The organism is Massilia niastensis DSM 21313, assembly GCF_000382345.1.
Lineage (GTDB): Bacteria > Pseudomonadota > Gammaproteobacteria > Burkholderiales > Burkholderiaceae_D > Telluria > Telluria niastensis.
The window spans coordinates 1-14,209 of the sequence record NZ_KB908107.1 but is presented as its reverse complement, the minus strand read 5'-3'; the positions used below and the strand labels follow the sequence as shown (position 1 = coordinate 14,209).

Sequence of the window (14,209 nt, the reverse complement as noted above, 5' to 3'; positions counted from 1 at the left end):
GGCCATGAAGACACGCATCCGACTCCTGCTGGCCGCGGCGGCCATCGGCCTGGCGGCAACGGCCAATGCGTCGGCCGAGCTGGTGGTGATCGTCTCGGCCCGCAATCCCGTGCAGGTGCTCAGCGGCGACCAGGTCGCCGCGATCTTCCTCGGCCAGGCGGGACATTTCCCGGACGGCGGGGTAGCGGTCGCACTCGACCAGCGCCTGGGTTCGCCGCAGCGCGACCAGTTCTACCGGCAGGTGACGGGCAAGACCCCGGCCCTGCTCAAGGCGCACTGGTCGAAGATGGTGTTCACCGGGCGCGGCCAGCCGCCGCGCGAAGCCGCCGACAACGGCGCGGTGCGCCGCATGGTGGCCGGGAATGCCTCGATGATCGGCTACATCGACCGCTCCGCGCTGGATGCCAGCGTGCGGCCCGTGCTGGTGCTGCGCTAGGCCATGGGCAGCGCCGTTCGTCCCTCCCTGCCCCCGGCTCCCGCCGCCGTGCACCGCGGCGCGCCGGCGCGCCGGCTGGCGTTCGTCCGCGAAACCCATGTGTCGCTGCCCCTGTTCGCGCTGCTGCTGGTGGCCGCCATGTGGTTCGCCACCCTGCACCTGATCGAGTCGGAACGGCGCGCCGCGGTGGACGCCGCGCTCGACGCCACGCGCGAACTGGTCGACACCTACGAGGCCCAGATGGCGCGCAGCCTGAGCGGCATCGACCAGACCCTGCGCGTGCTCAAGTACGCGGTCGAACTGAACGGCCCGACCGGCGCCCTGCCCGTCCTCGGCGCCCAGGGACTGCTGCCGCCCGGCCTGGTGTTCCAGGTCGCGATCACCGACAGCGAAGGCCAGGTGGTCGCCAGCAATCCGGGCCTGGGCAGGCGCGACCTGTCGCGCACGGCCACCTTCGCCTTCCACCGCGACGCCGTCCATGACACCCCCTATGTGGGCCATACCGGCGTCGGGGCGGGCAAGGACAGGCAGTTGCCGCACCTGCATTTCTCGCGCCGCATCAACGACGCCGCCGGGCATTTCGCCGGCGTCGCCATCGTCGCCGTCGAACCGGCCTATTTCACCAGTTCCTACGAGCGCTCGCGCCAGGGCGAACGCGGCCTGCTCGGCCTGGCCGGCGCCGACGGCGTGCTGCGCGCGCTGCGCATCGGCGAGCAGGTCTCCTGGGGCCAGCGCTTCGCGCCCGCCGCGGCCGGCGCCGTGGTGCTGGGCGCCGGCGGCGCCGACACCGAGCTGCGCTACACCAGCACCCGCCCGCTGAGCGGCTTCCCGCTGGTGGCCGTGGTCGGCCTGTCGCAGGACGAGCAGATGGCCCGCTTCGAGCAGCAGCGCCGCGCTTGGCTGCTGGCCGCCGGCGCCGGCAGCGCCCTGCTTCTGGCGGCGGTCGGCCTGGTCAGCGCCTGGTCGTGGCAGCTGGCCAAGGCGCGCCGCCGCGAGCGCCGGGCGCAGGAAACCTATGCCGCCGCCTCCGAGGCCAGCCCCGACGCCTTCTTCGTGCTGCGCACCGTCGCCGGCCCCGGCCGCTCGATCGCCGACTTCAGCATCGAGGCCACCAACAGCCGCGCCGAGCAGCTCACCGGCCTGCGCAAGGAGCAGATGGCCGGCCAGCGCATGTCGGTCATGCTGCCCGCCTCGCTGGGCGCCAGCATCTTCGACGACCTGGCCGCGGTGGCCCTCGATGGCGTGGCGCGCGAAGCCGAATGGCTGGCGCACACCGTGCCGGTGGCGGAGCGCTGGCTGCACCGCCAGGTGGTGGCGGTCGAGGGCGGCGTGGTCGCCATCGTGCGCGACATCACCGAGCGCAAGCTCGCCGAGCAGCGCATCCGCCACCTCGCCCACCATGACGACCTGACCGGCCTGCCCAACCGCAGCCTGCTGCGCGACCGCCTGGGACAGGCGATCCGCGACGCCGAGCGCAAGGGCGGCGCGGTCGGCCTGGCCTTCATCGACCTGGATGGCTTCAAGCTGGTCAACGATGGCCTGGGCCACAATGCGGGCGACGAACTGCTCAAGGTGGTGGGTGCGCGCATGGGCCGCTGCCTGCGCCGCACCGACACCCTGGCGCGCTTCGGCGGCGACGAATTCGTGATCCTGCTGCCCGACCTGTCGGGCGACCCGATGGCGATCACCCCGCTGCTCGAGAAGGTGCGCCAGGCGGTGACCGAGCCGGTGCAGGTCGGCGGCCAGGAAGTGCAGGTCAGCTGCAGCATCGGCGTGACCTTCTTCCCGCGCGACGGGGCCGACGTCAACACCCTGATGATGAACGCCGACGCCGCGATGTACCGCGCCAAGGACCTGGGCAGCAACAACGTCCAGTTCTATGCCAGCGAGATGAACGCCAGCGTCGAGGAAAAGCTGAGGCTGCTCGAAGGCCTGCGCGCCGCCCTCGACAGCTGCGCCGACGGCCATGCCGGCCCCTGCCAGTTCCAGCTCCTGTACCAGCCGAAAGTCGATCTGCGCAGCGGCCGCGTGTTCGGCGTCGAGGCCCTGATCCGCTGGCGGCATCCCGAGCACGGCATGGTGTCGCCGCTGCGCTTCATCGGCCTGGCCGAGGAGAGCGGCCTGATCGTGCCGATCGGGGAATGGGTGGTGCGCAGCGCCTGCCGCCAGGCCCGGGCCTGGTGCGCCGCCGGACTGCCGCCCCTGAGCGTGTCGGTCAACGTCTCGGCCCGCCAGTTCGAGGAAAAGCGCCTGGTCGAGCGCATCGCCGGCGCGCTGCGCGACACCGGGCTGCCGCCCGAGGCGCTGGAAGTCGAGGTCACCGAAAGCGCGATCATGCGCGACCTGGCGCGCTCGGTCGACAAGATGCGCGAGCTGAAGGCGATGGGCGTGTCGCTCTCGATCGACGACTTCGGCACCGGCTACTCGAGCCTGTCGGCGCTGAAGTCCTTCCCGATCAGCCGCCTGAAGATCGACAAATCCTTCGTGTGCGACCTGGCCGACAGCCCGGACGACCAGGCGATCGCGATGGCCGTGATCTCGCTCGGCCACAAGCTGAACCTGCGCGTCATCGCCGAAGGCGTCGAGACCGAACAGCAGCGCGACTTCCTGCGCGCCAACGATTGCGACGAGATGCAGGGCTACCTGTTCAGCCGTCCGGTACCGGCCGCCGACCTTGCCGCCCTGCTGGTCCACCCTCCACATTCCACGGGACAGACATGAACCTGTTGCGCCGCCTCGCGACCCTCCTGTACGGAACCGATCCCGGCCTGCGCCGGATGCTGCATTACTGGGCCTTCACCGCGGTCCTGTACTGCGCCTGCGCCGGCCTGGTGCTGCTGCAGGTGGAACATGGCTACACCCCCGCACCCGCGGCAAGGACGCTGATCCGGTTCGGCGTCTGCGGCGTGCTGGCGTTCTACCTCCTGATCCGCCTGAGCGCCAGGCTCGGGGTGGCGCCCGACCGGCTGGCCGTGTCCCAGGCCGTGTTCTCGCTGGTGTGCGCCATGTGGATGTATGCGGTTTCCGGCCCGCTGCGCGCGGCCCCGCTGAGCATGGCGGTGGTCGTCATCGCCTTCTGCATGTTCGCCGCCCGCCCGCGCCAGACCATGCTGCTGTCGCTCATCGCGACCGCCGGCGTGGGCGCGACCATGTGGTGGCTGCAGGCGCACGACCCGGCGCGCTTCCCGCCGGAGACCGAGGCGCTGACCTTCGGTTACCTGGCCGCCGCCCTGTTCTCGACCGCGGTGCTGAGCGGCGAGATGCACAAGCTGCGCGCGCGCCTGAAGCACCAGAAGCGCGAACTGACCGAGGCCCTCGGCACCATCCGCACCCTGGCCACGATGGACGAACTGACCTCGCTGGTGAACCGGCGCCACATGAACGAGGTGCTGGACGCCGAGGAGCGGCGCCAGCCGCACGGCGCCGGCACCTGCGTGGCGCTGCTCGACATCGACTTCTTCAAGCAGGTGAACGACCGCCACGGCCATGCGGCCGGCGACGCCGTGCTGCGCGCCTTCGCGGGCACCGCGCGCTCGGCGCTGCGCGGGCACGACATGCTGGCGCGCTGGGGCGGCGAGGAATTCCTGCTGCTGCTGCCGGACACCCGGCCCGCCGATGCGGAGAATGTGCTGGCGCGCATGGCCGAACGGGTGCACGCGATGCAGGTGCCGGGACTCGATCCCGGGCGCCGCATCAGCTTCTCGGCCGGCCTGGTCGAGCGCCGTCCGGACGAGCCCTTCGCCGACGCCATCAACCGCGCCGACAAGGCCCTGTACCGCGCCAAGGAAGCGGGACGCGACCGCATCATGGTGGCCTGAGCCCGCAAGGTGCTGGTAAGATCGGCGCATCCGATCCCGAGCCGCCCCATGGACGCCCCCGACCTCGCCGCCATTTCCGCCTATGTGATGCCCGAAGTCCCGCTGCGGCCTTCGGATGTCGGCTTCCTGTTCGGGACCCGCCATGGCGTGGACGAATTCTGCGCCAGCGCGCATGCGCTGTGGATGCGCGGGATGTTCCGCGTGCTGCTGGTGTCGGGCGGGGTCACGCCCGGCGACCGCCGGCCGGAAGCCGAGGTGATCGCCGCGCGCCTGCTCGCGCTGGGGATGCCGCGCGCGGCGCTGGTGCTGGAGACGAGGGCGACGAATACCGGCGAAAACGTGATCCTGGGCCGCGCGGCGCTGTCCGCCCGGCTCGACCTGGCGCAGGTGCGCAGCGTGCTGGTGATCGGCAAGGTCTGCGCCACCCGGCGCTACCTGATGACCATCGAACGCCACTGGCCCGGCCTGGCGCTGTCCGCCTGCCCGGTCAACTACTTCGGCGTGGAGGTCGGGCGCTGGCACGAGCACCGCGAGTTCCGCAGGCGCGTGCTGGCCGAGTACCAGAAGATTCCCGGCTACCTCGAACAGGGTTTCCTGAGCGAGGTAGCCGACTATGCGCCCTACCCCGCCCGCTCCCCCGCGCCCTAGCCGCGCAGGTCCGCCGCGCTCGGCGCCTGGGGCGGCGCGGCCGCGCGCAGGCGGCGGATCAGGCTGGCGGGGTCGGCGTCGACCAGCATCCGCTCCGCATGCTCGGCGCGCACGAAACCTTCCTCGCACTGGTGGCGCACGAAGGCGCTCAAGCCGTCGTAGAATCCGTTCACGTTGAACAGGCCGATCGGCTTGGCGTGGATGCCGAGCTGGGACCAGGTCACCATCTCGAACAGTTCCTCGAGCGTGCCCATCCCGCCCGGCATCGCGATGAAGCCTTCGGACAGGTCGGCCATCATGGCCTTGCGCTCATGCATGTCCTTGACCACGAACAGCCGGGTCAGGCCGGCGTGGCCGACTTCGCGCTCGACCAGCGCGCGCGGGATCACGCCGGTGGCTTCGCCGCCCAGGCGCAGCACCTCGTCGGCGATCACGCCCATCAGGCCGACCTTGCCGCCGCCGTAGACCAGGCCGACGTTGTGCTCGACCAGCGTGCGCGCCAGGTCGCGCGCCGCGTCGGCGTACAGGGGATTGGCGCCATGCGAGGCGCCGCAGTAGACAGCGATTGTTTTCATTGTTGGGCCTTACAGGAAATCGGTGCCGGGCCGAGCCTCGGCGGACAGCTTCTTGAGATATTCGTCGGACAGCTTCTCGAACAGCAGGCGGGTGTCGCCGCGCAGGTAGGGGCCGACCATCGACAGCACCTGGTAGCAGCCGCGCGCGAGGGCGTCGGCGATCGCCTGCTGCTCGCTGTACTTGCGCGGATTGCGCACGTACTCGTAGGACAGCCAGTAGGTCGCCACCACCACCATGTTGGTCGCCATCGCGCCGATCTGCGGGTCGGACGCTTCCAGCGAGCCTTCGCTGCGCAAATCCTCGCACAGCTGGCGCGCCACCTTGATCTTGTGCGCCAGGATCGCCTTGAAGTGCAGCTCGAGCTTGCGGTTACGCGACAGCAGGTCGTTCAGGTCGCGGTAGAAGAAACGGTAGCGCCAGATCAGTTCGAACATCAGGTGCAGGTAGAGCCACACGTCTTCCATGTTCGAGCGGCGTCCGGCCGGCACCGTCAGGATGCGCTCGATCTCCGCTTCGAACTGGACGAAGATCGAATTGACGATGTCGTCCTTGTTACGGAAGTGGTAATACAGGTTGCCGGGCGAGATATTCATCTCCTCGGCAATGACCGTAGTCGTGATATTCGGCTCGCCGAACTCGTTGAACAGCCTGAGCGAGAGCTCGAGGATGCGTTCACGGGTACGGCGTGGAGCTTTCTGTTGCATGGGGACGAGCTGAAATGTATTCCCGCAAGGATAACACCGAACGGTCGTTCGTAGAATGCTTCCTCGAATCGGGAACTGCCCCGGCCTGCCGGCTTGCACGGCAGTCCAGAAGCGGGCCTGGCGCGTGAAACGCCGCTGCCGAACGCGGCTTCTATACGTCCCCGCCCGCGCGCCGGGCGTGCAGGCGGAAGGCCAGCGCCATGCGCTCGCGCAGCGGGCCCGCCGCCGCCGGCTTGGCGTAGTGGCCGTCGATCACGCCGGCGTCCATCGCCGCCTCGATCTCGGCCAGGTCGAGCTGGCCCGACAGCATGATGCGCACCGTGGCCGGATGGCGCCGCGCGGCCTCGGCCAGGAACGCGGTGCCGGACATGCCCGGCATCGACTGGTCGCACAGGATCACGCCGACCGGCTCGCGCTCGAGCAGCGCCAGGGCCTCTTCGCCCGAGCCGGCGCCGAGCACGCGGTAGCCCTGCCCCTCCAGCATGTCGCCGAGCACGCCCAGCATGAAGCGGTCGTCGTCGACCAGCAGCAGGGCCGGCTGCGCGGCCGGCAGGAAGGCCTCCAGCTGGGCCACGAAGCCCTCCGGCTCGATCGGCTTGCTGATGTAGCCGTCGAAGCCGGCCGCCAGCAGCTTCTCGCGGTCGCCGCTCATCGCCAGCGCGGTCACGGCCAGCACCGGCACCCCGGCCAGCGCCGGCTCGGCCTTGAGGGCGGACAGGACCGCGAAGCCGCTCATGTCCGGCAGGTTGACGTCGCAGGCGACCAGGTCCGGATGCTGGCCGCGCGCCGCCGCCACCCCGCGCGCGCCATTCGATGCGACCAGCGGCGTATGGCCGAAGGCGTTCAGCAGGAAGGACATGAGTTCGATGTTGGCGGGATTGTCTTCGATGATGAGGATGCGGGCCACGAGGCACTCCGGTTGCGGCATTGGGGTGCACTGTACCACGCCGCACCCGGCGATCCGGTTTGCCGCGGCGGCCGGCGCCCGCCCCGTCGCCCTGCGCGTGGCGGCGCGCCGGCTCTCCCATAAGACAGAGAGTCAGGCCGCCGGGCCGGCTTTGCGCGCCCGGCCCAGGCGCGCGATTTCCTCCATGACCGCCGCCAGCACGCGCGGGTTGCGGCCCAGCGCCACGTGTCCGACGCCGCCGAAGGCCAGGTTGCGCGCGCCCGGCAGGACGCTCGAGGTCTGGGGCGCGATGATGTTGTCGTGGTGGGTATAGATCGAGGTGACCAGGGCGCGCGTGGCCGCCTCCTCGCAGGCGCCGAGCGCGCGCAGCCAGTCGCTTTCCGGCCCCTCCACCCCGAGGCGGCGCATCTGGGCCGCGTTCGCGCCGACCCCGAAGGCCGCCAGGCTGGTGCCGTGGTGCGGCGTGCCGAGCGTGATCAGGCGCGCCACCCGCCGGCAGCCGCCCGTGCGCATCCAGGCGCGCGCCACCAGTCCGCCCATGCTGTGCGCGACCACGATCACCTGCTCGCTGCCGGCCTGGGCGCACAGCGCGCGCACCGCGCCGTCGACCAGCGGCGCGTAGCCGTCGATGTCGCCGGTCAGCGGCTCCAGGTCGACCGAGGCATGGCTGATCCTGGCCGCATCGAGCAGCGGCAGCAGGTGCGACCAGTAGCCGCTGTTGCAGCCATAGCCGTGCAGCAGCAGCACCGGCGGCACGCCGGACTCCGGGTAGATCCGGGTGCGCGCCACGGCGCGCGTCATGTACCAGGACGAGTACAGCATGCTGGCCGCGAACTCCTCGGCGAACAGGGCCAGGCGCGCCCCCAGTCCCAGCTGGAACTGGCGGGGGGTCGGGCTGGCGAAGCGCGCGCTCATCGCGAAGTTGTTGGCGTTGATGAGCATGCGCACCAGCACCACGCTGCCCAGCCCCGCCGCCAGCGCCTGCCAGCGGCTGGCGCCGAACACATGCAGCGCGGCCAGGCCGATCCCGAGCGCGGCCAGCGCCTGCACCAGCAGGACCAGCTTGAGCAGGCTGCGCGCGCGCATGGCTTCAGGCCAGCGGCGCCGCCGGACGGCCGGTCAGCGCAGCGGCCAGCCTGCTCGCCAGGCGCGCCGCGATGCCGTAGATGCTCAGCTGCGGATTGGCGCCGATCGAGGTCGGGAACAGCGAGCCGTCGTGCACCGACAGGTTCAGCAGGCCGCGGTAGCGCCCGTCCGGATCGGTGACCCCGAGGCGCTCGTCGCCCGCCATCGCGCAGCCGCCCATCACGTGGGCCGAGGCCACCCGCGTCAGGTGCACGCGCTGCGGCAGCGCGGCGATCCCGCGCCGCGCCTCCTCCCAGCTGGTGTAGCGGCGCGCCATCTCGTGCGCCGGCTGCACGCTGCGCGCGCCGGCGGCGAACTGGATCTCGGCCATGCTGAGCAAGGCCCGGCGCGCGCCTTCCCACAGGGTAGCGTTCAGCGGATAGTCGAGTTCCGGGCTGCCGTCGGGCCGCAGGCGCACCGCGCCGCCCGGCGAGTCGGCGTGGAAGCCGTCGCGCAGCAGCGCCAGCATGCCCTGCATGTGCGGGAAATCGCGCATCATCGCCGCATGCCCCTCCCCGAAGCCGGGCATGGTGGTGGCCAGCAGCAGCGGATGCAGCGGCGGCGCTTCCAGCTTGTAGCCCAGCGGTCCGTCGATTGGGGCGGCGCCCAGGAAGTGGTCCGAATACACGGTCTGCGGCGCGCCGGCCCAGCCGTCCACGCGCTGCGGGAAGAAGGCGGCCGAGACCAGGGTCGGGTGCAGGAAGGTGCGCTTGCCGAGCTGGCCGCCGGGGTCGGGCGCCCTTGATCGCAGCAGCAGCGCGGGCGAATTGATCGCGCCGCCGGCCACCACCACGTGGCGCGCGCGCAGGCGCAGCAGGCGTCCGCTCGGCAGCACGCCGCCCGGGTCGAGGGCGTGGCACAGCACTTCCTCGACGCGCTCGCCGCGGATGCGCAGTGCCTGTGCGCGGGCGCGCGTGACCAGGGTCGCGCCCTGGTCGAGCGCGGCCGGGATGCAGGTCACCAGCATCGACTGCTTGGCGTTGGTGGGACAGCCCATGCCGCAGTAGCCGAGGTTCCAGCAGCCGCGCACGTTGCGCCGGATGAAGCCGGTCGGGATGCCCAGCCTGTCGGCGCCACGGCGCAGGATGTCGTTGTTCTCGTTGGGGCCGGCCTGCCAGTCGTCGATGCCGAGGCGCCGTTCGGCCATCGCGAACCAGGGCGCCAGCGCCTCCGGCGTGGCTTCGGCGAGCCCATGGCGCTGGCGCCACCACGCCAGGGTGGCGTCCGGGGTGCGGAAGCTCGAGGTCCAGTTGACGGTGGTGGAGCCGCCCACCGCGCGGCCCTGGAGGATGTTGATGCCCTTGTCCGCGCTCTTGCGCGCGGCCGATTCCTGGTACAGCGCCGGGTAGGCCTCGGCTTCGTCCATCCTGAAGTCGCGCGAGGATTTCAGCGGGCCCTCCTCGACCACGATCACCGACAGGCCGGACCTGGCCAGGATCTCGGCGCTGACCGCGCCGCCGGCGCCGCTGCCGACGATGACGACATCGGCCGTCATCGCGCGGTCTTCATGCAGGGCGGCGGCGTCGACCACCTTCCAGCCGCGCGCCAGGCCGGCCTGGATCGGATCGGGGACGAGGCCGTGCGCCGCGCTCATGCCAGCTCCGTCAACGGCCCGGGGTAGCCGATCGCCGCCCAGCTGGCCGGCTGGGCGTACCAGGCGCCCAGCACCAGGTCGTGCAGCGCGTGGTAGGCGGTGCGCAGCAGGCCCAGGCGGTGCAGGCGCCAGTCCTGCAGGAAGGCGCCGACCCGGTCGGGAGTGGCGTTGCGCCAGCCGTCCGGGATCCCGGTGAGCAGGCGGCGCGCCGGCGCCAGCGCCAGCAGTCCGAACAGGTCCTGGACTTCCTTCTGGGTGGCGGGCGGCAGGCCGAGGATGGCCGCGTGCACGCCGTCCGTCACGGAGGCGAGCGCCAGCGCGCGCCGGGCCGGGTCATCCGGCAGCGCGCCCGCCAGGAGCGCCGGGATGATCGCGTGCAGTGCGGCGCGCGCCTCGCCGTCGAGTGCGAAGCGGTGCGGCGGCGCGTGCCGCAAGCGGTACCAGGTCCCGCCGCCGGCCAGCGCCAGCGCGGCCAGGCCGCCCGCTGCCAGGAAAGTCCTGCGTGAAGTCGCCATCTCAGACCTCTTGTCGTTTTTTCGCCAGTGTACGCCAAGGGTCGGCGCAGGTCGGCGGGCTGGACTAGAGGATGGCGTCTAGCCGGAACCGGACTCCGGCCGCGCCTCAGCGCGGCGGCGTGTGCTTGAGGATCTGGCGCGCGATGCCGCGCAGGATGTTGACTTCCTCGGTCTCGAGCTGGGTGCGGGCGAACAGGCGCTTCAGGCGCGGCATCAGCTTCTTCGGATTGCCGGCATCCAGGAAGCCGACCGCCACCAGCGCCTCTTCGAGGTGCGCATACATGCCCTCGATCTGGGCCACGCTGGCGGCATCGCCATGGAAGCCGACGCCGCGCGCATCGATGCCGTCGCCGATGGCGGCCAGGCGCGCCTCGTAGGCCAGCACCTGGGCGGCCTGCGACAGGTTGAGCGAGGAATACTCGGGATTGGCCGGGATGTTGATCAGGACGTTGCACTGCTCGACGATGTGGTTCGGCAGGCCGAAGCGCTCGTTGCCGAGCACGAGCGCCGGGCGCAGTTCGGCCTGGGCGGCGGCGTGGGCGGCGAACTCGCGCGGGGTCCAGACCGGCGGCGAGAATTCGCGCAGGCGGGCCGAGACGGCGGCGGCGAAGTTGCAGCCTTCCAGCGCTTCGCCGATGCTGCCCACGATGCGGGCATTGCCCAGCACGTCGATCGCGCCGCTGGCGAAGGCCACCGCTTCCGGGTCCGTCAGGGGCTCGGCGCATTTCGGCGTGACCAGCACGAGCTCGCTGAATCCCATCGTCTTCATCGCGCGCGCCACGGCGCCGATGTTGCCGGCGCGACTGGTTTCGACCAGCACGAAGCGCAGGCGTTTGAAAAGAGAAGTGTCGATTTCGGTCGGGTTCATTTACAATAGCGCCATCGCGCGGTGCGAACGGTTGGAATTGGCGGACGAAGGTTCGCGATTGTAACGGGTTCGGCACCGCTTTGCTCTTTAATCTACTCTCATAGCTGACCGTTCACGGCGCCGCGTGCGTTGGTGGGCGTTCGCGTTTTTCACGGAAAGCCTTCATGCACCCAATGCTCAACACGGCCGTCAAGGCCGCTCGCCGCGCCGCCACCGTCATCAACCGCGCGTCCTTCGATCTCGACCGCATCACCATCTCCGAAAAGAATCATAACGATTTCGTCACCGACGTCGACCAGGCGGCGGAACAGGCGATCGTGGAGACGCTGCTGAAAGCCTACCCCGACCACGCCATCCTGGCGGAAGAAACCGGCGCATCGAGCAACCTGAACGACGAGAGTGAATTCGTGTGGATCATCGACCCGATCGATGGCACCACCAACTTCCTGCACGGCTACCCCAACTACTGCATCTCGATCGCGCTCCAGCAGCGCGGCGTAATCACCCAGGCCCTGGTCTACGACCCGGTCCGCAACGACCTGTTCACCGCCTCCAAGGGCGGCGGCGCCTACCTGAACGACAAGCGCATCCGCGTGCGCAACCACGACCGCATCGGCAAGGCCCTGCTGGGTGCCGGCCATGGCCCGGATCCGCGCGCGCTGGCCGAATACCTGCGCATGTACGAAGTGGTCGCCTCGCGCTGCCATGGCGTGCGCAGCGGCGGCTCGGCGGCCCTGGAACTGGCGAACGTCGCCGCCGGCCGCATCGACGGCTACTTCGAGAAGGGCCTGAAGGTCTGGGATATCGCCGCGGGCGCCCTGCTCGTGACCGAAGCCGGCGGCATCGTCGGCGAGTTCAACGGCGAATCCGAATACCTGCACAAAGGCGACGTGCTGGCCGCCGGTCCGAAGGTTTTCGGGGCCATGGTCACGCTGCTCTCGCCTTTCGCGTAAAATACCCTCCGTGCTTCCGGGACGACCGGCCTTGCCCTGCTCGCCAGGGTAGGCTGGCAGCATTATCCTGCTCGTCCCGCGTCACCGGCCGGAAAGCGCCGATCAAAAAACTTTCCACAGTGAAACATCTTTCACTATAATCCCAGCTAGCCGTACAGCGGCAGCGTCCGGGCATGCGGACTTTTTAATTCCGCCCGCCGCATTAGTAATTCAATTCCTGGACTGACGCCTCCTTTGGCGACGGGCCACTCTTTACTGAGAATTTATGTCATTTTCTACACTTGGCCTGTCCGAGGCCATCGTGCGCGCCGTCACTGAACAAGGTTACACCGCACCGACGCCGATCCAGAGCCAGGCGATTCCTGCAGTGCTGAACGGCGGCGACCTGCTGGCCGGCGCCCAGACCGGCACCGGCAAGACCGCCGGTTTCACCCTGCCGATCCTGCACCGCCTGTCGACCGACAAGGTCGGCAGCGCGCTGCGCAACAAGACCGTGCCGCGCCAGATCCGCGCCCTGGTCCTGACCCCGACGCGCGAGCTCGCGGCCCAGGTCGAGGAAAGCGTGCGCGTGTATGGCAAGTACACCAACCTGAATTCGGCCGTGATCTTCGGCGGGGTCGGCATCAACCCGCAGATCAAGCTGCTCAAGCAGGGCGTCGACATCCTGGTCGCTACCCCGGGCCGCCTGCTCGACCACGTCGGCCAGGGCACGGTCGACCTGAAGAACATCGAAATCCTGATCCTGGACGAAGCCGACCGCATGCTCGACATGGGCTTCATCCACGACATCCGCAAGGTGCTGGCGGTGCTGCCGCCAAAGCGCCAGAACCTGCTGTTCTCGGCCACCTTCTCCGACGAGATCAAGGCCCTGGCCGACCGCCTGCTGGACAACCCGGCGTCGATCGAAGTGGCACGCCGCAACTCGACGGTGGAAGTCATTGCGCAAACGATCCACCCGGTGGACCGCGACAAGAAGCACCCGATGCTGGCGCACCTGATCAAGACCAACAACTGGCACCAGGTGCTGGTGTTCACGCGCACCAAGCACGGCGCCAACAAGCTGGTGGAGCAACTGGGCAAGGACGGCATCGGCGCGATGGCGATCCACGGCAACAAGAGCCAGTCGGCGCGCACCAAGGCGCTGGCTGAATTCAAGGATGGCAGCCTGCAGGTGCTGGTGGCGACCGACATCGCGGCGCGCGGCATCGACATCGACCAGCTGCCGCACGTGGTGAACTACGACCTGCCGAACGTGCCGGAAGACTACGTGCACCGCATCGGCCGTACCGGCCGCGCCGGCGCCACGGGTGAAGCTGTCTCGCTGGTCTGCGTCGACGAGCACCAGATGCTGAAAGACATCGAAAAGCTGATCAAGCAGACCCTGCCGCGTCACGTGATCCCCGGTTTCGAGCCGGATCCGACCGCGCGTGCGCAGCCGATCCAGCTGCGCAGCGGCGCCCCGGGCCATGCCAACCGTGGTGGTGGTCGTCCGGGCGGCAACCGCAGCGCCGGCAGCGCCGGCAACGGCGCCAAGCCGCGCGCCCCAGGCGCCGCCCCCTCCAGCGCCCCGAAACGCAGCGGCGCCGGCGCCCGCTCCCACTCCCCGGCCTCCCGCCCCAACCGCGACCGCTAAGCCCAGGCCAGGCCCAAGCCAGGGCCAGGAAAGCTAAACGTAGGGTCAGAGTAGAATTAACAGACAACTTTTAAAAGTTTCCGTTAATTCAACTCTGACCCTATTTCTTTTAGCCAAGCTCAGCACTCCCAATAATTAGGGTCAGAGTCTAATGCGGTTAAGTTAAGCCACCTTTGATCATTTGGCTGTTGTAAACGTGTAGCGGCTCTGTTAACCTGCGGTTCCGATGCTAGCCGATACCCTCCCACTTGTAACCGCAGATCTTCCCGCTCCTGATTGGCAACGGCTGGGTGAGCATCTGCCAGTTGAGTGGATCGAGCAGGCGCTCAGCCATACAGGTAAGGCGAGCATTCGACGAAGACGTTTGCCAGCACAGCAGGTAGTGTGGCTGGTCATTGCGTTGGCCTTGTACCGTCATCGTTCGGTACGGCA

At 69.5% G+C, this 14,209-nt stretch carries 14 protein-coding genes; 7 read left to right on the top strand and 7 right to left on the bottom strand.

From position 1 onward, the window contains the following. Positions 1-4: 4 nt before the first annotated feature. The 4 genes from H162_RS0118060 to H162_RS0118045 are packed head-to-tail and all read left to right on the top strand — an operon-like array spanning position 5 to position 4,902. The gene (locus H162_RS0118060; protein ID WP_020654896.1) at positions 5-436 is read left to right on the top strand and encodes a type 2 periplasmic-binding domain-containing protein; all 432 of its coding nucleotides are present in this window, start codon (positions 5-7) and stop codon (positions 434-436) included. 3 nt (positions 437-439) lie between these two features. Continuing rightward, a complete protein-coding gene (locus H162_RS0118055) occupies positions 440-3,157 on the top strand; it encodes a bifunctional diguanylate cyclase/phosphodiesterase (protein WP_020654895.1) in 2,718 nt (905 codons plus the stop codon). Next, positions 3,154-4,254, top strand: a complete 1,101-nt coding sequence (locus H162_RS0118050) for a diguanylate cyclase (protein ID WP_020654894.1) — start codon at positions 3,154-3,156, stop codon at positions 4,252-4,254. The genes H162_RS0118055 and H162_RS0118050 overlap by 4 nt, the downstream gene beginning before the upstream one ends. A 48-nt stretch (positions 4,255-4,302) precedes the next feature. Continuing rightward, positions 4,303-4,902 (top strand): YdcF family protein, encoded by a 600-nt coding sequence (locus H162_RS0118045; protein ID WP_020654893.1) that lies wholly within the window; start codon positions 4,303-4,305, stop codon positions 4,900-4,902. On the opposite strand, the gene H162_RS0118040 is transcribed toward H162_RS0118045, so the two are convergent. From H162_RS0118040 to H162_RS0118010, 7 genes are all read right to left on the bottom strand, one after another. Beyond that, on the bottom strand, positions 4,899-5,477 hold the full coding sequence (locus tag H162_RS0118040; RefSeq protein ID WP_020654892.1) for an LOG family protein: 579 nt from the start codon (positions 5,475-5,477) through the stop codon (positions 4,899-4,901). The genes H162_RS0118045 and H162_RS0118040 overlap by 4 nt on opposite strands. Before the next feature lie 9 nt (positions 5,478-5,486). After that, complete coding sequence (locus tag H162_RS0118035) at positions 5,487-6,182, bottom strand: TetR/AcrR family transcriptional regulator (protein ID WP_020654891.1); 696 nt, start codon at positions 6,180-6,182, stop codon at positions 5,487-5,489. A gap of 151 nt (positions 6,183-6,333) precedes the next feature. Next, positions 6,334-7,089: a response regulator gene (locus H162_RS0118030; RefSeq protein WP_020654890.1), complete on the bottom strand. Its 756-nt coding sequence runs from the start codon at positions 7,087-7,089 to the stop codon at positions 6,334-6,336. A 132-nt stretch (positions 7,090-7,221) separates the two neighbouring features. Then, complete coding sequence (locus H162_RS0118025) at positions 7,222-8,175, bottom strand: esterase/lipase family protein (RefSeq protein ID WP_020654889.1); 954 nt, start codon at positions 8,173-8,175, stop codon at positions 7,222-7,224. Positions 8,176-8,179: 4 nt separating this feature from the next. Next, on the bottom strand, positions 8,180-9,808 hold the full coding sequence (locus H162_RS0118020; protein ID WP_020654888.1) for a GMC family oxidoreductase: 1,629 nt from the start codon (positions 9,806-9,808) through the stop codon (positions 8,180-8,182). Then, the gene (locus H162_RS0118015; protein WP_020654887.1) at positions 9,805-10,323 is read right to left on the bottom strand and encodes a hypothetical protein; all 519 of its coding nucleotides are present in this window, start codon (positions 10,321-10,323) and stop codon (positions 9,805-9,807) included. The genes H162_RS0118020 and H162_RS0118015 overlap by 4 nt, the downstream gene beginning before the upstream one ends. A 106-nt stretch (positions 10,324-10,429) precedes the next feature. Continuing rightward, complete coding sequence (locus H162_RS0118010) at positions 10,430-11,191, bottom strand: RNA methyltransferase (protein ID WP_020654886.1); 762 nt, start codon at positions 11,189-11,191, stop codon at positions 10,430-10,432. 173 nt (positions 11,192-11,364) lie between these two features. Between H162_RS0118010 and H162_RS0118005 the strand changes: the two genes are divergently transcribed. The 3 genes from H162_RS0118005 to H162_RS33310 all read left to right on the top strand — a co-directional run. Further along, on the top strand, positions 11,365-12,144 hold the full coding sequence (locus tag H162_RS0118005) for an inositol monophosphatase family protein (RefSeq protein WP_020654885.1): 780 nt from the start codon (positions 11,365-11,367) through the stop codon (positions 12,142-12,144). 265 nt (positions 12,145-12,409) lie between these two features. Next, entirely contained in the window at positions 12,410-13,777 is a 1,368-nt protein-coding gene (locus H162_RS0118000) for a DEAD/DEAH box helicase (RefSeq protein WP_026354798.1), read from the top strand. Between the two features lie 226 nt (positions 13,778-14,003). After that, positions 14,004-14,209 (top strand): transposase domain-containing protein (locus H162_RS33310; protein ID WP_211223685.1); only part of this gene is annotated, 206 nt, incomplete at its 3' end.

Excerpts from the sequence above, each read along its gene's own strand:
- H162_RS0118060 (WP_020654896.1), top strand. The coding sequence starts at position 5 with ATGAAGACACGCATCCGACTCCTGCTGGCCGCGGCGGCCATCGGCCTG.
- H162_RS0118055 (WP_020654895.1), top strand. The coding sequence starts at position 440 with ATGGGCAGCGCCGTTCGTCCCTCCCTGCCCCCGGCTCCCGCCGCCGTG.
- H162_RS0118050 (WP_020654894.1), top strand. The coding sequence starts at position 3,154 with ATGAACCTGTTGCGCCGCCTCGCGACCCTCCTGTACGGAACCGATCCC.
- H162_RS0118045 (WP_020654893.1), top strand. The coding sequence starts at position 4,303 with ATGGACGCCCCCGACCTCGCCGCCATTTCCGCCTATGTGATGCCCGAA.
- H162_RS0118040 (WP_020654892.1), bottom strand. The coding sequence starts at position 5,477 with ATGAAAACAATCGCTGTCTACTGCGGCGCCTCGCATGGCGCCAATCCC.
- H162_RS0118035 (WP_020654891.1), bottom strand. The coding sequence starts at position 6,182 with ATGCAACAGAAAGCTCCACGCCGTACCCGTGAACGCATCCTCGAGCTC.
- H162_RS0118025 (WP_020654889.1), bottom strand. The coding sequence starts at position 8,175 with ATGCGCGCGCGCAGCCTGCTCAAGCTGGTCCTGCTGGTGCAGGCGCTG.
- H162_RS0118020 (WP_020654888.1), bottom strand. The coding sequence starts at position 9,808 with ATGAGCGCGGCGCACGGCCTCGTCCCCGATCCGATCCAGGCCGGCCTG.
- H162_RS0118015 (WP_020654887.1), bottom strand. The coding sequence starts at position 10,323 with ATGGCGACTTCACGCAGGACTTTCCTGGCAGCGGGCGGCCTGGCCGCG.
- H162_RS0118010 (WP_020654886.1), bottom strand. The coding sequence starts at position 11,191 with ATGAACCCGACCGAAATCGACACTTCTCTTTTCAAACGCCTGCGCTTC.
- H162_RS0118005 (WP_020654885.1), top strand. The coding sequence starts at position 11,365 with ATGCTCAACACGGCCGTCAAGGCCGCTCGCCGCGCCGCCACCGTCATC.
- H162_RS0118000 (WP_026354798.1), top strand. The coding sequence starts at position 12,410 with ATGTCATTTTCTACACTTGGCCTGTCCGAGGCCATCGTGCGCGCCGTC.